The 20,033-nt window shown below is 71.1% G+C and carries 13 protein-coding genes; 4 read left to right on the forward strand and 9 right to left on the reverse strand.

Annotation, left to right across the window (positions count from 1 at the left end; translation table 11 throughout):
* Position 1 precedes the first annotated feature (1 nt).
* Positions 2 to 1,582 carry a glutamine-hydrolyzing GMP synthase gene (gene guaA, locus ACGFNV_RS10235; RefSeq protein WP_393621058.1) on the reverse strand — a complete coding sequence of 527 codons (1,581 nt, stop codon included), beginning with the start codon at positions 1,580 to 1,582 and terminating at the stop codon, positions 2 to 4.
* A 352-nt stretch (positions 1,583 to 1,934) separates the two neighbouring features.
* On the opposite strand from guaA, the gene ACGFNV_RS10240 reads away from it, so the two are divergent.
* Entirely contained in the window at positions 1,935 to 2,216 is a 282-nt protein-coding gene (locus ACGFNV_RS10240; protein ID WP_393621492.1) for a chorismate mutase, read from the forward strand.
* 557 nt (positions 2,217 to 2,773) lie between these two features.
* Here ACGFNV_RS10240 and ACGFNV_RS10245 read toward each other — a convergent pair.
* The gene (locus ACGFNV_RS10245) at positions 2,774 to 3,901 is read right to left on the reverse strand and encodes a hypothetical protein (RefSeq protein WP_393621060.1); all 1,128 of its coding nucleotides are present in this window, start codon (positions 3,899 to 3,901) and stop codon (positions 2,774 to 2,776) included.
* A 261-nt stretch (positions 3,902 to 4,162) separates the two neighbouring features.
* Between ACGFNV_RS10245 and ACGFNV_RS10250 the strand changes: the two genes are divergently transcribed.
* Complete coding sequence (locus ACGFNV_RS10250) at positions 4,163 to 5,149, forward strand: LAETG motif-containing sortase-dependent surface protein (RefSeq protein WP_393621062.1); 987 nt, start codon at positions 4,163 to 4,165, stop codon at positions 5,147 to 5,149.
* Positions 5,150 to 5,241: 92 nt separating this feature from the next.
* Here ACGFNV_RS10250 and ACGFNV_RS10255 read toward each other — a convergent pair whose 3' ends face one another.
* The 4 genes from ACGFNV_RS10255 to ACGFNV_RS10270 form a co-directional block, all read right to left on the reverse strand.
* The gene (locus ACGFNV_RS10255) at positions 5,242 to 7,020 is read right to left on the reverse strand and encodes a GMC family oxidoreductase N-terminal domain-containing protein (protein ID WP_393621064.1); all 1,779 of its coding nucleotides are present in this window, start codon (positions 7,018 to 7,020) and stop codon (positions 5,242 to 5,244) included.
* Positions 7,021 to 7,058: 38 nt separating this feature from the next.
* A complete protein-coding gene (locus ACGFNV_RS10260; protein ID WP_393621066.1) occupies positions 7,059 to 8,714 on the reverse strand; it encodes a succinic semialdehyde dehydrogenase in 1,656 nt (551 codons plus the stop codon).
* A 147-nt stretch (positions 8,715 to 8,861) separates the two neighbouring features.
* Entirely contained in the window at positions 8,862 to 10,496 is a 1,635-nt protein-coding gene (locus tag ACGFNV_RS10265) for a serine/threonine-protein kinase (protein WP_393621068.1), read from the reverse strand.
* A gap of 68 nt (positions 10,497 to 10,564) precedes the next feature.
* A complete protein-coding gene (locus ACGFNV_RS10270) occupies positions 10,565 to 11,479 on the reverse strand; it encodes an MBL fold metallo-hydrolase (protein ID WP_393621070.1) in 915 nt (304 codons plus the stop codon).
* A gap of 93 nt (positions 11,480 to 11,572) precedes the next feature.
* On the opposite strand from ACGFNV_RS10270, the gene ACGFNV_RS10275 reads away from it, so the two are divergent.
* On the forward strand, positions 11,573 to 12,505 hold the full coding sequence (locus ACGFNV_RS10275) for an AraC family transcriptional regulator (RefSeq protein ID WP_393621072.1): 933 nt from the start codon (positions 11,573 to 11,575) through the stop codon (positions 12,503 to 12,505).
* A 318-nt stretch (positions 12,506 to 12,823) separates the two neighbouring features.
* On the forward strand, positions 12,824 to 14,827 hold the full coding sequence (locus ACGFNV_RS10280; RefSeq protein ID WP_393621074.1) for a glycosyltransferase family 2 protein: 2,004 nt from the start codon (positions 12,824 to 12,826) through the stop codon (positions 14,825 to 14,827).
* Between the two features lies 1 nt (position 14,828).
* Here ACGFNV_RS10280 and ACGFNV_RS10285 read toward each other — a convergent pair whose 3' ends face one another.
* The 3 genes from ACGFNV_RS10285 to ACGFNV_RS10295 form a co-directional block, all read right to left on the reverse strand.
* Positions 14,829 to 16,475 carry a serine/threonine-protein kinase gene (locus tag ACGFNV_RS10285; protein WP_393621076.1) on the reverse strand — a complete coding sequence of 549 codons (1,647 nt, stop codon included), beginning with the start codon at positions 16,473 to 16,475 and terminating at the stop codon, positions 14,829 to 14,831.
* A gap of 71 nt (positions 16,476 to 16,546) precedes the next feature.
* Entirely contained in the window at positions 16,547 to 18,172 is a 1,626-nt protein-coding gene (locus tag ACGFNV_RS10290) for a serine/threonine-protein kinase (protein ID WP_393621078.1), read from the reverse strand.
* A gap of 66 nt (positions 18,173 to 18,238) precedes the next feature.
* Positions 18,239 to 19,939: a serine/threonine-protein kinase gene (locus tag ACGFNV_RS10295; protein WP_393621080.1), complete on the reverse strand. Its 1,701-nt coding sequence runs from the start codon at positions 19,937 to 19,939 to the stop codon at positions 18,239 to 18,241.
* Positions 19,940 to 20,033 lie beyond the last annotated feature (94 nt).

Consider the following 20,033-nt stretch of genomic DNA (forward strand, 5'->3'; position numbering starts at 1 on the left):
ATCACTCCCACTCGATGGTGCCCGGCGGCTTCGACGTCACGTCGAGGACGACACGGTTGACGTCGCGGACCTCGTTGGTGATCCGGGTGGAGATGCGTGCGAGGACGTCGTACGGCAGGCGCGACCAGTCGGCGGTCATGGCGTCCTCGGAGGAGACCGGGCGCAGGACGATCGGGTGGCCGTAGGTGCGGCCGTCGCCCTGGACACCGACGGAGCGGACATCCGCGAGCAGGACCACGGGGCACTGCCAGATGTCGCGGTCGAGGCCGGCCGCCGTCAGCTCCTCGCGGGCGATGGCGTCGGCCTCACGGAGCAGGTCGAGCCGCTCCTTGGTGACCTCGCCGACGATCCGGATGCCGAGGCCCGGGCCCGGGAACGGCTGGCGCTGGACGATCTCCTCGGGCAGGCCGAGCTCCTGGCCGACCATCCGGACCTCGTCCTTGAACAGCTTGCGCAGCGGCTCGATGAGCTGGAACTCGAGGTCCTCGGGGAGGCCGCCGACGTTGTGGTGGGACTTGATGTTGGCGGTGCCGGTACCGCCACCGGACTCGACCACGTCGGGGTACAGGGTCCCCTGGACGAGAAACTCGACCGCGGGACCCTCGTCCGCGATGATCTCCGCCTGGGCCTGCTCGAAGACACGGATGAACTCGCGTCCGATGATCTTCCGCTTCTCCTCGGGGTCGGAGACCCCGGCGAGCGCCTTGAGGAACCGCTCCTCGGCGTCGACGACCTTCAGCTGGACGCCGGTGGCGGCCACGAAGTCCTTCTCGACCTGCTCGGTCTCACCCTTGCGCATCAGGCCGTGGTCGACGTAGACGCAGGTCAGCTGGGATCCGATGGCCTTCTGGACGAGGGCGGCGGCGACCGCGGAGTCCACGCCACCGGAGAGGCCGCAGATGGCGCGCTTGTCGCCGACCTGCTCACGGATCGCGGCGACCTGCTCGTCGATGACGTTGCCGGTGGTCCAGTCGGGGGTCAGGCCCGCACCGCGGTACAGGAAGTGCTCCAGCACCTGCTGTCCGTGCGTGGAGTGCATCACCTCGGGGTGGTACTGGACGCCGTAGAGCTTCTTCTCGTCGTTCTCGAAGGCGGCGACCGGGACGACGTCCGTGGACGCGGTGACGGTGAAGCCCTCGGGGGCGGCGGAGCAGGCGTCGCCGTGCGACATCCACACGGCCTGCTCGCCCGGGGTCCCCTCGAAGAGGGTCGAGCCGGACTTGCTGACGTGCAGGTCCGTACGGCCGTACTCACGGGCGCCGGTGTTGTCGACGGTGCCGCCTAGGACGGTGGCCATCAGCTGGAAGCCGTAGCACATGCCGAAGACGGGGACGCCGGCCTCGAAGAGCTCGCGGTCGAGGCGGGGGGCACCCTCCTCGTACACGGACGAGGGGCCGCCGGAGAGGATGATCGCCGCCGGGTTCTTGGCGAGCATCTCCGCGACCGGCATGGTGCTCGGCACGATCTCGCTGTAGACCCGGGCCTCGCGGACTCGACGGGCGATGAGCTGGGCGTACTGCGCGCCGAAGTCGACGACCAGGACGGTGTCGGGGGCGGCGGCAGCGGGAGTCGCTGATGACACGGGGGCCTTCCGGCGGTGGGGCGGGGTCTCTGTGCTGGCCAATTCTACCGAGTGGGCGTGCGGCCGGTCCCGTCGCCGACGTCACCCCCGCGTCTCAGGATGTGAACCGCCTTGGACGTCACCCGGCGGCACGGCATACTGACCCCATGCTCACGCACACGACCTTCCTCTTTACCTATGGCACCGGGCCCACCGGCTGCCATGGTCGTGCTGCTTGAGCAACTGACAAGCGACTTCCCAGGCGCCCCGGGCCGACAAGGTCCGGGGCGCCTGGCGTTTTCCGGATCCTGCCGCTCCGGGGCACCTCTCGCCGAACCGATCACCGAACCGATGAGGAGCCCCCATGACCGCCATGACCGCCAACGACATCACCGGCGCCCGCACCGCCGAGGCCGCCGACGTGATCACCGGCGCACGTGAGCGCATCGACGCCCTGGACGACCGGATCATCGGGCTGATCCAGGAACGGATGGCCGTGTCCGCCGTCATCCAGGACGCGCGGATCACCTCCGGCGGCCGGCGCGTGAACCTCTCCCGCGAGATGGAGATCCTCAACCACTACAGCGAGGCGCTGGGCAAGCCGGGCACGTCCGTCGCGATGACACTGCTCGAGCTGTGCCGGGGTCGCATCTGAGTTCGGCCCCGTTCTCACCCGTACGGAGCGTGACCGCACCGCGGACGGGTTCGTTGGTCGGGGTGTCCGTGTCAGCCAGGGGCGGGCCCGAAAGAACCACGCGTGGCTCGCTGGAGCGATGAGGCGTGCGGAACGTGCCGTGCGCTGTGGGACCTCGCTCCAGGAAAGTGACCGGACGGCAGGGGACAGCAGCCCGGTCACTCAAGAGAACGGCCGGCTCCGGGGACGCCCGGGGCCGACCGGCGGAAAAATGCAAAAATGCATCTAGGCCGGGTCAAACGGTTGCGGAGGCCGCGTCCATCCAGCACGATGCGTAGAAAGCCCCCAAGTCCCTTCGCGGACATCCGCATTGCGATGCCGACCGACCGCCAGAGGTCGAGACCACCCACGTGCCCCGACCGCATCGGGGCGCCGACCGAGGCGGGCGAGGCAAGCGGCGCAACCCCCCGGCGCCGCTCCCGAGGCACCGGCGCTGCCCTGACGCTGGTGCTGACGAAAGAAGGGCCCCGCGGTTCCGTCTCGCGGGGCCCTTCGCTCTGCCCGTGCGCCGGACCGGCTCAGACGCGGGAGACCGTCCCGCAGTCCTCCCACCCGTCGGCGCCGAGTTCCTTGCTGCGGTCGTACGGGTCGGTCGTCGGCCCGCTCGGCGGGGCGCTGGTCGGCGCGTCGCTCGGGAAGTTCGGATGCAGGTAGCCGTCGTGGACGTCGCAGGAGGAGTTGCCGGCCTCCTCGTTGTACTTCACTACGACCAGCCGGCCGGGGGTGGCGTTGTAGTGGGCGGGGTCGGAGAGTTCGACGTCGAGGGCGCGGCGCACGATGGTGCGGGTGACCTCGGTCGAGCCGTCGGCGCGGACGACGGGGTAGACGAAGGTGTAGTCGGCGTGCACGGCGACGCCGTTGTGCTTGCCCTTCTCGAAGGTGATGCGCCCACGCGTCTTGACCACGTCACCCACGAGCCGGACCTCGTCGGGATCGAACCGGCTGAACATCCGCAGCGGATCGTGCTTCTCGCTGGGCGAGCGCAGGGACGTGTTCAGATCGTCGACCAACTCGGGCTGCTTGGGGTCGAGGACGCCGAGCGCGGCTTCCGGGCGTTCGCCGCGCAGGACCTTGGGGTCGAGGTTGGCAGCGACGAGCAGCTTCCTGGTGAGCTTCAGCGCCTCCTCCACGCGCGCCTTCGAAGCCCCTCCGACCGCGGTCGCCCTGGGCAGCACGATCCCGGCCTCGCCGTCGGCCCAGCGCAGGGCGGGGGAACCGGCGAACGGCGCGTCGAGGGTGGGGGTCTGCGGCGGCGCCTCGGCGGGGGCGCCGGTCGGGGCGGCGGTCTCGGCGGGCAGCGGAGACGCGGCGACATCCGACTCCCCGGTGCCGAACGGGTCCCCGGGCAGCAGCGACGGCTTGAGCGCCACGACGCCGACCGCGATCGCGGCGACCACCCCGACCACCGTCCACGCCTTCTTGCGCCGGGCCTTCCGCCCGTTCAGCTCCTGCGACGCCGGCCCGGTCCGCCACCCCGCGGGGGCCTCACCCCGCGCGTCCTGCTCCCGTAACCGCTGAGCAACGAGCCGCGCCCGCGCGGAGGGCTCCTTGGGAACGTCCCTCCCCGCCCCGCTTTCGCTGTCCCGGAGGAACTTCTCCCACGCCTCGTCGGGTATGGACCCCTCATCAGACGATCTGTCGGCCACGACGCCCGGCGCCCTTCTGCGAGTTGGGTGTGGGAGCAGAGAGTACGTCAGACCCGTCGACGTCTCACTGGGTCTTCCTCGAACACCGCAAACCGTATGTGAGCCAGAGCACATAAAAATTGTGTGAGTGGGAGCGCAACCATTCACGGGCCTCACTGATCAAACCATCGGAACCAAGGGCCACACCCGCGCCCCACACGCGGAGGCCTCCCCAAAGCACGTGCTGCGAGGGTCGCAGCACACCAGACTTTCGAGGTCTTCATGAAGCTTCGCCGTGCCATGGCCGTTGCGGCCGCGACGGCTGCCATAGCCCCGCTCGCTCTGCTCTCGGCTCCTGCTGCCTTCGCGGAGGAGCCGACCTCCTCCACGTCGGCCAGCGCGTCCGCGTCCGCCAGCGAGAGCTCCTCGGCGTCCGCCAGCGCGTCGGCCTCCGAGTCCGCCTCGTCGTCCGCGAGCGCGTCCGCGTCCGCCTCGGCGAGTTCCTCGGCCTCCGCCTCCTCGTCCGCTTCCGCCTCGGCCTCGCCGTCGGGCAGCACCACGCCGTCCCCGAGCGCCTCGGCGACGGACGAGCCCGAGCCCGAGCCCTCGTTCTGCGAGGACACCAAGGTCGACGTCAGCATCTCCGGCCTGCCGGGCAAGATCGCGGCGGGCAGCGGCTGGCACAAGTTCTCGCTGAACGTCACCAACAACTCCGACTCCACCCTCCAGGACCTCGACTTCTTCGCCGGGGCCTCTTCCGACAAGGCCGGCGAGGACCTGTTCACGAGCAAGCAGGTCCAGCTCCAGGCCTGGAACCCGGAGGACAAGGTCTGGGAGGACCTCAACGAGGGTGGCTACGCCGTCGGGTACGTCGGGTACACCGACACGCTGGAGCCCGGCTACGAGGTCAACATCCCGCTGCGTGTCAACGTGACGAAGTCCGCCCCGGTCGGTGCCGGCTTCTCGCTGGGCGCCACGATCTACGGCGACAGCGACAGCGAGTGCACCGGCTTCGGTGAGATCTCCTACAAGTTCCAGATCGTCGCCCCGGGCACGGACACCGACGGCACCAAGCCGCAGGAAGGCGGCAAGGCCCCCGTCACGGACCAGAAGCCGAGCAGCAACACCCCGCAGGTCAACGGCAGCCTCGCCGAGACCGGCTCCAGCTCCGCCCTGCCGATCATCGGGCTCGTCGGCGGTGTCGCCGTCGTCGCCGGTGCGGGTGCGGTGTTCGTGGTGCGTCGGCGCAAGGCCGAGGCCGGCGCGTAAGGCTTGACCCAGGACAGAGAGAGGGACTCGCGCTCGGAGGGGAGCGCGAGTCCCTCTTTCCTTTCCGACTCCCTGTTTCCCGGTGCGGGCGCCTACTTCTTCGGCGGTACCGCCGGCATCCCCAGGAACGGCAGCCGCAGCGCGCCGAACGCGTCCGCCGGGACCGTCGGGGATTTCGGCTCGACCGGCTTCAGGCGTTCGTAGGCCGCCCCCTGCGCCGGACGGGGGTCCGCCTCGCCCTTGTTGGGCCAGTAGGACATCGCGCGTTCCGCCTGGGCGGTGATGGTGAGGGACGGGTTGACGCCGAGGTTCGCCGAGACCGCCGAGCCGTCCACGACCGAGATGCCGGGGTGGCCGTAGAGGCGGTGGTACGGGTCGATGACGCCGGTGTCGCGGGAGGAGCCGATCGGGCAGCCGCCCAGGAAATGGGCCGTCAGCGGGGTGCCCATCAGCTCGCCCACGTTGGACCCGGCGAAGCCGTTGATGTCGGCGGCGAGGGCGGAGGCGGCCTCCGAGGCGGCCCTGATCTGCTTGGGGTTGGGGGCGCCGTGGCCCTGGCGGGCGGTCAGCAGGCCCTTCCCCACGCCCGTCGGCTTCAGGTACGTCGTCAGGGAGTTGTCCAGCGACTGCATCACCAGACCGATGATGGTCCGCTCCGACCAGCGGCGGTTGGACAGCGAACGGAGGACCAGCAGCGGGTGGCGGGCGGCGCTGCGCAGCCAGGCCGCGACCCTCGACGAGCCCTCCACGTAGGGGACCTGAAGGATCGACAGGCCGCCCATCGCGTTGGAGCCCCTGCCGTAGCGGACCGGCTCGATGTGGGTGTTCTCGTCCGGGTGGATCGAGGACGTGATGGCGACTCCCCGGGTGAAGTCGGCCTTCGGCTCGCCCGTCACCTTGCGGTAGCGCCGGTTGTCGGTCTGCGCGCCCACCAGCGCCTCGGAGTTGGTGCGGGTCAGCTCGCCCAGGCGGTCGGAGACGTACGGAAGCAGCCGGTTGGCCTTCATGCGGTGCAGGAGGGTCTGGGTGCCGTAGGTGCCGGCCGCCAGGACCACCCTGCGGGCGGTGAAGACCCGGCCCCTGGACCTGCGGCCGTGCTCCGTGGGGAGCGTGGCCACCGCGTAGCCGCCCCGTGAGTCGTCCGTCACCGACACGACCGTCGTCATCGGGTGCACCTGCGCGCCCGCCTTCTGGGCGAGGTGGAGGTAGTTCTCGTTCAGGGTGTTCTTCGCGCCGTGGCGGCAGCCCGTCATGCACTCGCCGCACTCCGCGCAGGCCCTTCGGGAGGGCCCCGCGCCACCGAAGTAGGGGTCGGCCACCTCCTGCCCCGGCTTGGCCTTCGCCGACCCGTCGGCGTCCTTGCCGTCGCCGAAGAACACGCCCACCGGAGCCAGGTGGAAGGTGTCCCCCACGCCCATCCGCTCGGCGGCCGCCTTCAGGTGGACGTCGGAGGGGGTCATGGTCGGGTTGACCCGTACGCCGAGCATGCGCTGCGCCTGGTCGTAGTACGGCTTCAGCTCGTCCTGCCAGTCGGTGATGTCACGCCACTGGGGGTCGTCGAAGAAGGCCTTCGGCGGTACGTAGAGGGTGTTGGCGTAGTTGAGGGAGCCGCCGCCCACGCCGGCCCCGGCCAGGACCATGACGTTGCCCAGCAGGTGGATGCGCTGGATTCCGTACATGCCGAGCTTGGGGGCCCAGAGGTAGTTCTTCAGGTCCCAGGAGTTCTTCGGGAGGGACTCGCGGGTGTAGCGGCGGCCGGCTTCCAGGACGCCGACGCTGTAGCCCTTCTCCGAGAGGCGGAGGGCCGTGACCGAGCCGCCGAAGCCCGAGCCGACGACGATGACGTCGTAGTCGTAAGCGTCCTGGGGCACGTGTTCTCCTCGTTGAGTGTCCGTGCGGGCCGGATGGGTTACTTGAAGCGGAACGCCTTCATCAGGCGCAGGCTGCGGCTCATGAACTGCGCGTACTTCTCGTCGTCCATCCCCAGCGACGGCGCCATCGGCAGCAGCCGCTGCTGCGCCACCGTCTGGGCCTCCGTGTACTTGAGGATGCCCTCGGAGCCGTGGCGGCGGCCGAGGCCGGAGTCCTTCATGCCGCCCATGGGGGACTGGACGCTGCCGTAGGCGGGGGCGTAGCCCTCGTTGACGTTGACCGTGCCGGTGCGCAGGCGGGCGGCGACGTCGCGGCCACGGCGGCCGTCCTTCGTCCAGACCGACGCGTTCAGGCCGTACGGCGTGGAGTTGGCGAGGTCGATCGCCTCGTCCTCGGTCTTGAAGCGGTAGATCGACACGACCGGGCCGAAGGTCTCCTCCGTGCACACGGACATGGGGGCCTCGACGCCGTCGAGGATCGTGGGCTCGTAGAAGTACGGGCCGATGTCCGGGCGGGCCACACCGCCCGCGACGAGCTTCGCGCCCTTGGCGACGGCCTCGTCCACGTGCCGCGTCACCGTCTCCAGCTGGCGGTCGCCGACGAGGGAGCCCATGTCGGCGCCGTAGGCGAGGGACGTGCCGAGCCGCATGGCCTTGGTGCGGGCGGCGAACCGCTCGACGAAGGCGTCCGCGATCGACTCGTGGACGAACAGCCGCTCGATGGAGATGCAGAGCTGGCCGGCGGAGGAGAAGCAGGCCCGGACCGCGCCCGCGGCCGCCTTCTCCACGTCCGCGTCCTCGAGGACCAGCATGGCGTTCTTGCCGCCGAGCTCGAGGGAGACACCGACCAGGCGGGCGGCGGCGCCCTGGGCGACCTCGCGGCCGGTGCGGGTGGAGCCGGTGAAGGAGACGTAGTCGGCGTGCTTGACGACCTCGGGGCCGACGACCGGTCCCTCGCCCAGGACGACCTGGAAGACGTCGGCGGGCAGGCCCGCCTCGATGAGCAGGTCACGGGCCCACAGGGCGGTCAGGCAGGTCTCCGTGTCCGGCTTCATCACGACCGCGTTGCCCGCGACGAACGCGGGCAGCGCGTCGCCGACCGACAGTTCCAGGGGGTAGTTCCAGGGGGCGATCTGGCCGACGACCCCGCGCGGGTGACGCAGCTCGGTGACCTTGGTGAGGGCGGGCACGGCGCCGGCGTGCCGCTTGGGCCGCAGGTAGGCGGGGGCCTTACGACCGTAGTGGCGGGCCGCGACCGCGACGGCCTGGACCTCCTCGTGGGCGTGCAGACGGGCCTTGCCGGTCTCCAGCTGGATCAGGTCGAGGACCTCGGCCTGCCGTTCCAGGACCAGGTCGTGGAAGCGGAGCAGCACGGCGGCCCGCTGCCGGACGGGGGTCTGCGCCCAGACGGCCTGGGCGGCGCGGGCCCGGTCGTAGGCGAGGGCCACGTCCTCGGGTGTGGACTCGGGCAGGTCGGCGAGCTTCTCGCCGGTGAACGGCGTGTGGTTGGCGGTCCGACCGGAGCCGGTCACGCCCTTGGTGAGCTGGGCGACCAGCTCGGGGGTGACCACGTCCTCGGCGGTCCGTACGCCGAGGGGGGCGGGGGCGATCGGGTTGGTGCCGGTGGAGGAGGTGCCGGTCTTCTCGGTGCCGCTCTCGGTGCCGGTCTTCTCGGGGGCCTGCGAGTCCGTCATGCGCGCAGGGTATGACGCGGGGAGGACTTTGGGTACCCGCCGGTAATGAGGATTCACCGGGCGCACACACGGCGCCAGTGGTCACTGGCAACGAACGCGCTGATCAGGGCGTTGGACGGTGGTGTTTCCGAGGCGACCGGCCGCGTTTCAGCCTTTTTCGATCTCCAGGCGGTCGCGGGCCCCCTTGAACACCGCCGTCCCCTTCTTCTCCTCCGGCGTTCCCTTGGGCATGGACACGCGCAGCTCGTACATGCGGTTCGCGTCGGTGCGGACGACCAGTTTCAGCACACGGGTGGGCCTGCCGTCGGGGTCGTACGTGGTGTCGGCGAGAACGGCCTCGTCGCCGTCGAAGGTGGTGCGCGAGTACTGGGGGGTGCTGTGCTCGTACTCGCCCCACAGTTCCGACTGCTCGGCCTGCCCCTGCGTCGTGCCGGGCGCCTCGTCCCACTGGAGGAGCGCGACCGCGATCCTGCCGTCCTCGCCGCCGTAGACGACCTGTCGGGACGGGCCCTTGGCGACTCCCGTCTCGTACAGCCGCTTGTACGCGGCGGGAACGGAGAGGACGGCGTCCAGGTCCTCCTCCTTGTGGGCCTTCCAGGCGCCGGGCGGTCCCGGGGTCTCGCCGCGCCCCGTGGTCTCCACCGCGGCGGAGGCGGAGCCGCCCTCGGTCTCCATGAGGGCGGACGAGGTGCCGAGCCATATGCCGCCGACGAGGAGCCCGCCGAGCAGGACGGCGGCGACCGGGGCGGTACGGCGCTTGGGGCGGACTTCGGGCTGCGCGGGTGCGGGCGGCGTCGGGGTGGGCGCGGGCGCGGGCCCCTCCGAGGTCTCCCCCGGCTGCGGCGCGACCGGGGCATTCTGCTCGACCGGCGCGACCGGGTCCGGCGCACGCGGCGCGTCCGGCGGTACGGCCCGCCCCTCCGCCACCGCCTCCAGCACCGCGGCGACCTCCTCCGCGCCGGGCCGTCGCTCGGGGTCCCGCTGCAGCAGCCGTACGACGACCGGGCCGAGCGGGCCCGCCTGCTTCGGCTCGGGCGGGTCGTCGGCGAGGATCGCGGCGAGCGTGGACTCCACGGTCGTACGGCGGAAGGGTGACCCTCCCGTCACAGCGGCGTAGAGCAGGACGCCCAGGGACCACAGGTCGGAGGCGGGGCCGGCGATACCGCCGCCCGACATGCGCTCGGGGGCGACGAACTCCAGTGAGCCGACGAACTCCCCGCTGACGGTGAGGGATTGCTCGCCCTGGACATGGGCGATGCCGAAGTCCGTGAGGACGACACGGCCGTGCGGGCCGAGCAGGACGTTGGCCGGTTTCACGTCCCGGTGCACGATGCCGACGGCGTGGGCGGCGCGCAGGGCACCGAGGACGGCGAGGCCGATGCGGGCGGACTCGGCGGGGTCCAGCGGGCCGCGCCGCAGCACCTCGTGCAGGGACTCGCCGCGGACCAACTCCATGACGATCCAGGGCAGTCCGTCCACCAGGCCCTCGGCGGCCCCGCCCTCCTCCTCGACGACGACGTCGTGGATCGTGACGGCGGAGGGGTGGTCGACGCGGGCGGCGGCGCGGGCCTCGCGGTAGAGGCGATGGGCGGCCCGCCGGTGCTGCTCGTCCTCGGGATCGCCGGGCAACCGGGGCTGCTTGATGGCGACTTCACAGTCCACCAGCTCGTCGTGAGCCCGCCACACGGTGCCCATCCCGCCGGAGCCGATGCGTTCGACGAGCCGGTAACGCCCGCCGATCGTCCGCCCGTTGCCGCCGCCCGGGCCCCCGTCGTTGCTCATGCCTCATGCCTACCGTGCGGGGCCCCAGCTTGTCGACGCGGGCATGCCGAGCGCGGTGCGCGCCCGCGCTACGACACGGCCCACGGCTCCAGACCGAACCCGCCACCCTGCCTGCGCGGTCGCACCACCCCCGATCCTCCGAAGTGCGCCGGGATCACCAACTCACCCTCGTCCGCAGCCCGTTCCAGGACCCGGCGCCTGCTGGTCGCCGCCTGGCGCGGGTCCAGGCAGAAGCAGCTGCTGCAGTCGGGGTGGAGTACCTGTACGGGGCTGTGCAGCAGGTCACCGACGAACACCGCGCGTTCGCCGCGTGAGGAGAGGCGGAGCACGGCCGAGCCGGGGGTGTGCCCGGGGGCGGCCTCCAGGGTGAGGTGGTCGTCGATGCGGTACTCCCCGTCCCACAGCACGGCCTGCCCGGCCCGGTGCACGGGCGCGACACTGTCCTCGTAGGTCAGCCGGTCGTCCGGCCGTACACCGCCGCCGTACCCGCCCGCAGGGCCGAAGTGGGTGTCGTCGGCGGCGGGCAGCAGGTACCGCGCGTTGGGGAAGGTGGGCTGCCACGCCTCGTCGCCCTCGACGGCGTGGGTGTTCCAGCCGACATGGTCGGCGTGGATGTGGGTGTTGACGACGAGGTCGACGTCCTGCGGCCGTACCCCCGCCTGTGCCAGGCGGCCCGGGAAGTCGCCCTGCCGCTGGTGGAACAGCGGATTGCCGGGACGCTCGCGCCCGTTGCCGACGCCGGTGTCGACGAGGACGGTGCGGCCGGCGCTGCGGATGACCCAGGTCTGCAGGGCGGCCACCACCCGGTCGGTGTCGGGCTCCCAGTGATCGGGGGCGAGCCATTCCCTGTTGCTCTCCCACACCTCGGGTCCGACGCCGGGGACCAGGTCGCGGGCGGGGGCGAAGGGAGCCTGCCATTCGACGATGCGGAGGATCTCGACGTCCCCCAGGACGATGGGCTGCGCGGTGTTGGTGTCGGTCATGCTTCGCAGCGTAGGGAGACAGGAATGAGCGTGACGATGCCTGATCGGCTCTGCTGAATACGCGTACGTCTCAAGCGGGCTACCCTTCCGCTCATGGACGTGGTCAGTGACGCGATCTCCGCCGTGCGCGTGGGGCGCCCCTCCTCCAACCGGCTGCGGGTGAGCGGCTCCTGGTGCACGCGGCTCGCCCCGTACGAGGGCGCCGGCTTTCACGTCGTGCTGTCGGGCGGCTGCTGGCTCCTGCCCGAGGGGCCGGACAGCGACGGCGGGCCGGTGACGCTCGGCACGGGTGACGTGGTGCTGCTGCCGCACGGGGCGGGGCATGTGCTGGCCGACGGGCCGGTGGACGCGGCGCGACTGGCGCGGGCCGTGCCGTTCGAGGAGGCGCGGGAGGTGCTCGGCGTCCGGGACGGCGACCGCGAGGTGGAGCTGCTGTGTGGGAAGTACCGCCTGGACCGCAGCCGGGTGCACCCGTTGATGGCGGAGCTGCCCGAGGTGGTGCACCTGCCGAGCCGGGTCGGCCGGCATCCCGAACTGCGGGCGGCCGTCGAGCTGTTGGCGACGGAACTGGACGGCCGCCGCCCGGGCTCGTCCCTGGCGCTGCCGAGCCTGCTCGATCTGCTGCTCGTCTACATGGTCCGTGCGTGGATGACGGAGGCGGCGGCGGGCACCTGGCCGGCGGTGCTCGGCGACCCGGTGACGACGGCCGCGCTGCGTGCCCTGCACGCCGACCCGGCCGCGCCCTGGACCAACGAGCGCCTGGCCGGTGAGGCGGGCGTCTCCCGGGCGACACTGGCCCGCCGCTTCACCTCACTGGTGGGCCGCCCGCCGATGGCGTACCTGACGTGGTGGCGGCTGACGCTCGCCGCGACCCGGCTGCGCGACACGGACGTACCGCTGGCGACCGTGGCACGGGAAGCCGGATACGGCAGCCCTTATGCGCTGTCGCATGCCTTCAGCCGCGAGTTCGGAATCACACCGGGGCGGTTTCGCGGAATAAGGGATTCCGCGCATCCCGATATCTGATCGAGTCCATACCGTTACGCGAACCGGAAAGCGGCTTGTTACTTGGGCTTCACGGGCGCCAAATGATCAGAGCACCGCACCTCGGGACGAACGCGGACGAAGTAACCGCACAAATCGTGATCCACATCACGCAATTGGCTGGTTTCAGCTGTCCAGTTCACCTCCAGGACATAGCCATCTCATGGTACCTTCACATTCCCATTGGCTTCTTCCCCCCAGCAAATGGCACCCGAGCCGTCGTACCAGAACCAATACCGCCGGTGTTCAGGCCGTCCATCCAGGTGGGGTGTTGCCCCTTAATTTCTGGAGAGCGTGACGATGGCCACCCCCACCGTTTCGGTAATTATCGCTGCCTACAACGCGATGCCTTATCTGACGCGGTGCCTCGAGTCCGTCGTCGAGCAGACCATCGGTCAGTCCGCGCTGGAAGTGATCGTCGTCAACGACGGTTCGACGGACGGAACGCCTGACGAGCTGGAGCGCTTCGCGGGCCTGTACCCGAAGCTCATACGCGTCTTCCACCAGGAGAACTCCGGCGGCCCCTCCGCGCCCCGCAACGTCGGACTCGGCCACGCCCGGGGCGAGTACGTCTTCTTCCTCGACGCCGACGACTGGCTGGGCACGGAAACCCTGGAACGCATGGTCGCCATGTCCCGGGAGAACGGCACCGACATCGTCCTCGGCAAGATGGTCGGCGTGAACGGCCGCGGTCTGCCCGCGTCGATGTTCAAGAGCACCCAGCCCAAGACCGACGTCTTCCACTCCCGCGTCTACTGGGCCCTCAACCCGCTCAAGCTGTTCCGCCGCGAGCTCATCGAGAAGAACAACCTGCGCTTCCCGACCGGCCTGCCCATCGGCGAGGACCAGCCATTCACGGCCCTGGCGTACCTGGCGGCCAAGGGCGGCATCTCCGTCATCGCCGACTACGACTGCCTGTTCTGCACCCTGCGCGACGACGGCGGCAACACCACCTCCCGCACCAAGGGCTCGGAGCCGCGCCTGCGGTTCCTGCCGACCATGATCGACCTGCTCCTCGAGAACGTGCCGCCCGGCCGCGACCGCGACCACCTGGCCCACCGTCACCTCACCATCGAGGTGCAGAACCTGCTCGCCCACATCTCGCGCGAACCGGCCGACGAGGCGGACAAGACCCTCGCCCGGCTCGCCGACACCATCGAGCCGCTGTGGCACGAGGGCATCAACGAGCACCTCTCCGCGATGGCCCGGCTGCGGCTGTACCTCGTCCGGCACAAGATGCTGGAGGAGTCCATGGAGCTCCTGCGCTTCGAGCGCTCGCTGGGCAAGCGCAAGGTGTCCACGCCCGTCCACGTCGAGAACGGCCGGATCTACGCGCGCTACCCGTTCTTCCGCGACCCCGAGCACGTCGTCCCCGACGAGTGCTACGACGTCACGAACGCGATCGGTGTGCGCCACCACGTCAGCCGCGCCGAGCTCGTCGGCTCCACGCTGCACCTGGCCGGGCACGGCTACCTCCACCGGGTGGAGACCCGCGACGTGACGACCGAACTGGTGCTGCGCGAGCGCGACACCAAGGTCGAGTACCGGCTGCCCGTGCGGCACACCGAGACGCCCGGCCTCGGCTCCGACGAGGACGAGGGCGTCTACGTCTACGACAACGCCGGCTTCGAGGCCGCCATCGACATCGACACCGCCGCCGACGGCAAGCCCCTCGCCGACGGCCTGTGGGACATCTCCCTCGCGATCGGCGCCCAGAGCGCGGTCCGCGAGGTCCGCATCGGCAGCAAGCGCGCGAAGCAGCTCAGCGGCCAGCCTGAGACCCAGGTCGTCCAGACCGTCAAGGGCTCACGCGCCGCCACCGTGTACACCACCAAGCCGTACGGCAACTACACGCTCGACCTGGGCGAGCAGAAGCACAAGGTCGCCCGGCACCTCCTCATCGACTCGGCCCGCTGGTCGGCCAACGACCCGTCCGAGCTGGTGATCAGCGGCCACAGCACGCTGGCGGCGTTCCCGGAGGGCGAGATGACGGTCGTCCTGACCAGCGACAGCGGGGAGAGCGCGGCCTTCACCGCCGAACGCACCCCGCACACCGACCTGTTCACCATCCGTGTCCAGGTCGGCCGGCTCACCCCGGGCCTGTGGAGCGGGGAACTCCGCCTCGGCACCGTCTGGTCGGTCCCGCTCGCACCCCTTCCGCTCACCCTGGAACCGGCCAAGTGGCGCAACCACGGCAAGCCCTGGTACGCCAAGTCGATCCCGACCAAGGGCAAGACCAAGAGCTTCGCGCTGCGCGTCGACAAGGTGGACCTGCTGCGGGCGATCGCCCGACGCATCAAGTAGCTCAGAGCTTGTCGATGCCCAGGTTCGCGACGGCCGTCCGCGCCACCGCGCGGCCCCGCTCCGTGAAGTCGCCCTTGCCCGGGTAGCCGATGGTGAGCCGGTAGAGGTCGCCGGCGGAGGTCTTGTAGTAGAGGATCCGCAGCTCGCGGGGGCGCGGGTCCTCGCTGTCGTCGGTGGTGTAGACGACGGTGTTCTCGGCGGACGGCTTGCCTTGGTACGTCGTCAGCTTCGGGGTGGTCTTCGCGCCCTTGGGCATGTCCAGGTTGTAGTCGCCGTTCGCCTTGAAGTCGCCGTTGTCGGCGTACATCTCGGCGGCGGCGGAGTCGGCGATGGTCTTGCTCGTGTCCTCGGACTTCTTCCTGAGGGTGAGGACGACGGAGATGGCACCGCTGTAGTCGCTGTAGCCGACCCAGTGGGTCTGGTCCGTCTTCCGGTCGGGCAGGCTGCGCTGGTAGTCGGCGGGCACCGCCAGGGTCGCGGCGACGTCCTTCTCATGGGCCGTCTTCCAGCCGTCGGGCAGCGGCCCCGCGAAGGGGGCGGCGAGCACCAGGTACGCCGTCACCGCCGCCGCGACGACCGCGGCACCGAGCCCGAACCATGCCGTGCGGCCCAGGCGTACACCCTTCCCGCCCGCCTGGACGTACCGCACGGCCTGCGTGGGCTGTGGCGCCGGCGGGTTCGCGGTCGCCTCCAGCAACGCGCGGACCTGGGCCGCGGTGGGTCGGCGCGCCGGGTCCTTCTGGAGCAGCCCGTTGATGGCCTCGGCGAGCGGCCCCTGGGCGGCCGCGGGCGGCGCGGGTTCGGCGTTGGCGACGGACTGGAGGGTCGCGGGGGTGTTGCTGCGGCGGAACGGTGAGACGCCCTCCGTCGCCGTGTACAGCACCACCCCGAGCGACCACAGGTCGGACGCCGGGCCGGGGCGCCGGCCCAGCACCCGCTCCGGCGCGATGTATTCGGGCGATCCGACGAAGCCGCCCGTGTCGGTCAGGTTCGTCTCGCCCTCGATCTGGGCGATGCCGAAGTCGGTGAGGACCACGCGGTCATGGCGGCCCAGCAGCACGTTGTCCGGCTTGACGTCACGGTGCAGGATGCCCGCCGCGTGCGCGGCCTCCAGCGCGCCGAGCACCTCCAGGCCGATGGTCGCCGCCTCGCGTGCGCTCAGGGTGCCCTCCTTGAGGGCGTCACCGAGGGAACGTCCCCGCACCAGCTCCATGACGATCCATGGCCGATCGTCGACCACCGCCACGTCGTGCACGTTCACGACCGACGGGTGGTCGAGCCGGGCCGCTGCACGCGCCTCACGACGCATCCGCTCGAAGGCGTTGGCCCGTTCGCGGTCGGGAAGATGATCGGGGACGCGCGGCTCCTTGACGGCGACCTCCCGGTCCACCGTCTCGTCCTTGGCCCGCCACACCGTGCCCATGCCACCATGGCCGAGCTTCCCGAGCAGGCGGTAACGACCGGCTATGAGGCGACCGGCACCGAGGTCCTTCGTCGGGCCGCCGTGTGCCGGGTGCGGCGCGACGGGCGGCGCGGGTGTCGCGTACGGGTTGTTCGGGTGCGGTATCGCGGCCTGCGGGTCCGGCGGTTGCAGAACGAAACTCGTCGGCTCGTCGGTCCCGTTGCCGGCTCCCCCGTTGTTGCTCATGCGTACATCCATATCGCGGGAGGCGCTCCGCATCCAGCTTGGGCGCTTTTCAGTCACAGAGCCGTGACCCTTCACGTACGTACGAACGTGTCGACCGCGACGTCGAAGTACTCGCGCGCCTCCCGCACCTTCCCGACCGGCGCCGACACCCACACGTCGTACATCCGGCCGTCCTCCTCCCAGCACAGGTCGTAGGTGTGCCGGGCGCCCTCGGCGGCGCTGAAGCCGTTCCAGGTGAACTCCCAGAGCGCGGCCGGGCGTCCGCCCTGCGTGGTCTCCGTGACCCGGCCGTCCCGGTAACCGGGGTTGGTGTCCGGCCCCTCGGCGGCCGCGCGCCGCATCACCTCCAGGGGGCCGCCCGGTTCGGGGTCGGTGACCTTGACGCCGATGCGGAAGGTGTCACCCGGGGAGAGATAGAAGACGCGTTCGCCCTGCGGAGCACGGGTGAAGCGCTCCGGGACCGCCAGCGCGAAACCGGTGGGGTCGTGGGCGATGCGGTAGCCGGAGGGGGCGCTGGTGAGGGCGGGGGCGGGCGCCGGGGCGGTTGACGTGTTCGGTGTCGTGGAGGGCGTATGCGTGGTGGGGGAGGCCGGACGTGTGGCCTTCGAGGACGCGCTCCCCGGGGTGCGGGGTGCCGGGCTGGTCGGTCTGCCGCCGCCTTCGCCGTCCCCGTTCATCAGCAGGGCCGCGGCGGACACGCCCGCGCCCGCCATCGCCGCGACCAGCAGCGCGGCCATCAGCATGCCCCGCGTGGACTGCCCGGAGCGGGGCGGAGCGGCCGACGGCGGCTGTCGGGGCAGGTCCCGCTGGGTCGGTGTGTAGCCGTGCTGCGGGGTCTGCGCGGACTGCGAGGACTGCGGAGTGCGGCCGGTGTCCAGGAAGGCCCGCAGCATCCGCTCGGCCTGTGCCGCGTCCAGCCGCCGTTCCGGATCCCGCTCCAGCAGGCCCCGTACGACGGGCAGGAGCGGCGCGGCCTGTTCGGGCGGGCGGATCTCGGCGAAGACCACCGCGTGCAGGATGCCGCCCAACGAGTCCCGGCGGAACGGTGATTTCCCGCTCAGGGCCGTGCACAGCAGTGCGCCGAGGGACCACAGATCGGACTCGGGGCCGGTCCTGGCCCCGGACATCCGCTCCGGCGCGGTGTACTCGGGCGAGCCGACGAAGGCGCCCGTCTCGGTGAGCGTGGTGGCGCCCGCGACCTGCGCGATGCCGAAGTCGGTGAGGACGACACGGTCGGTGCCCGACTCCATGAGCACGTTCGCCGGCTTGATGTCCCGGTGCAGGACACCAGCCGCGTGCGCAGCGCCCAGGGCGCTCAGCAGGGCGACGCCGATACGGGCCGTGTCGTGCGGGCCGACGGGGCCGCGGGCGGAGATGCGGTCGGCGAGGGAGCCGCCGTCGATCAGCTCCATGACGATGCACAGGCGTTCGTCGTCCTCGACCACGTCGTGCACCACGATGATGTGCGGATGGCTCAACTGCGCCACGGCACGGGCCTCACGCAGCGTCCGTTCGCGCTGCCGACGGGCCTCCTCGGCCGAGAGCGAGTCGTCCTGGGCGATCTCCTTGACGGCCACCTGACGCCCGAGCAACTGGTCGGTGGCACGCCAGACGACGCCCATGCCGCCGCGCCCGAGCCGCGCCTCCAGCCGGTAACGGCCCGCGATGACCCGGAAGTCGGCCCCCTCGGTCCCCATGAGCCCCATCATGCCCCACGGACGGGGGCCCCTCGTCAGCCACCTTTCGGCCGCCGGCCCCGAAGGTCAGCCTCCGTTCGGCCGCCACCCCTGGAGGACCGTCTTGAACTGCCTGCTGGTCGTGGCCCAGTCCTGCGCGGGCCCCGACATGTAGATGGCGTACTCGACGCCGTCGCGGCTGAAGTACGTCTCCTCGACGGCGCGGCGCGGCCCCGGGAACGGGGTGTCCTTCGCCTGCGCGGTCCACGTGTACTCCCAGAGGGAGCCCTCGCGGTCGCGGTAGATGTTCTTCTCCATCTTCACCCGCTTGTAGTCGACCAGCCGGGTGAGCTGCTGTTCGAGGTCGAGCTGGTGCTCGTACGCGTCGTTGAAGTCGGAGGAGGTGTCGACGGCGATGCGGACGAAGTGCTCGCCGCCGTCGGGCGTGTAGTCGATCTGCTTGAGGTCGCCCTGGATGCCGAAGACCTTCCGCTCCCAGGTCTTGTCGGGCAGGGAGAGCCCGAAGCCCAGGGGATCCGTGACGGAGACCCAGGTGTCGGGGACCGTGCTCTGCCCGGCCTTCGAGCCGGGGTTCGACGCGGGGCTCGCAGAGGCGGACGCGTGGTTGCCCCGCTGTCTGCTGTCGTCCAGCTTCTGCAGCACCACCGCCGTACCGCCGCCGACCAGGGCGGCGACGGTCACCACGAGCGCGAGCGTGCGCAGTCGGCGGCGTCCGGGCCGGGGGGCGGGGGCGTGTCCGGAGGGCCCGATGGAGGTCGGACCGGTCATGTGGTGGAGGGGCGTGGACGTCGCATCGGGGAGGGCGTGGGCCGAGGTTCCCGTCATGGGGTGACCGCTGGTCCCCGCGCCCGGTACGGCGTGGGTCGCCGAGCTCGCCGGGGTCTCATGGGTCGCCGACTCGAAGCGGGGGCCCGTGTGCCGCGTCGGTACGTACATCTGCGCGCCGTTGGGCCGTCGTCCCTCCGCCGCCTCGGCGAGGAGCTGCTCGGCCTCGGCGGCACCGGGCCGGTCGGCGGGGTCCTTGCGCAGCAGCGCGACGATGACGGGCTCGAGTGGACCGGCGTACCGCAGGTCCGCGGCCTCCTCCTCGACGACCGCCTGCATGGTGCCCAGCGGTGAGGTGCGGCGGAACGGTGACCTGCCCTCCACCGCCGTGTACAGCGTCGCGCCGAGCGCCCACAGGTCGGAGGACGGGCCCGGGTCGTGGCCGCGTACGCGTTCGGGGGCGAGGTAGTCGACGGACCCGACGACCTCTCCGGTACGGGTGATGGTGGTGTCGCCCTCGATCTGGGCGATGCCGAAGTCGGTGAGCAGGACCCGGCCGTCCTGGCTGAGGAGGACGTTGCCGGGCTTGATGTCGCGGTGCAGGACTCCGGCGGAGTGCGCGGCGCGGAGTGCGCGCAGCACCCACAGGCCGATCCGTGCGGCCTCCTTGGGCTCGACGCGGCCGTCCTCCTTGACCGCGTCGGCCAGCGAGCGGCCCTCGACGAGTTCCATCACGATCCACGGCCGGCCGTCGTGTTCGAGCACGTCGTGGACGGTGACGACGGCGGAGTGGTTGATCCGCGCGGCCGCCCGCGCCTCCGCCCGGGTACGGGCGAGCAGCCGCTCCTGGTCACTCTCGGAGACGTAGAGCGCGGCGGTGAGCTCCTTGATGGCGACCGCCCGGTGCAGCACCTCATCGTGGGCACGCCACACACGGCCCATACCGCCGCTGCCGATGGAGTCGGCGAGCCGGTAGCGGCCGGCGACGAGCTGGCCCTGCATCTGATTCACGTTGCCCCGCAATGCTCTTGACAGGGTCAGACTAGGGACCGGCCCCCCTCCAGGGAACAAGCGGGGTCCCAAGGAAACCTCACTG

Origin of the sequence: Streptomyces sp. NPDC048751 (assembly GCF_043198595.1) — a bacterium.
In the GTDB taxonomy this organism is placed as follows: domain Bacteria; phylum Actinomycetota; class Actinomycetes; order Streptomycetales; family Streptomycetaceae; genus Streptomyces.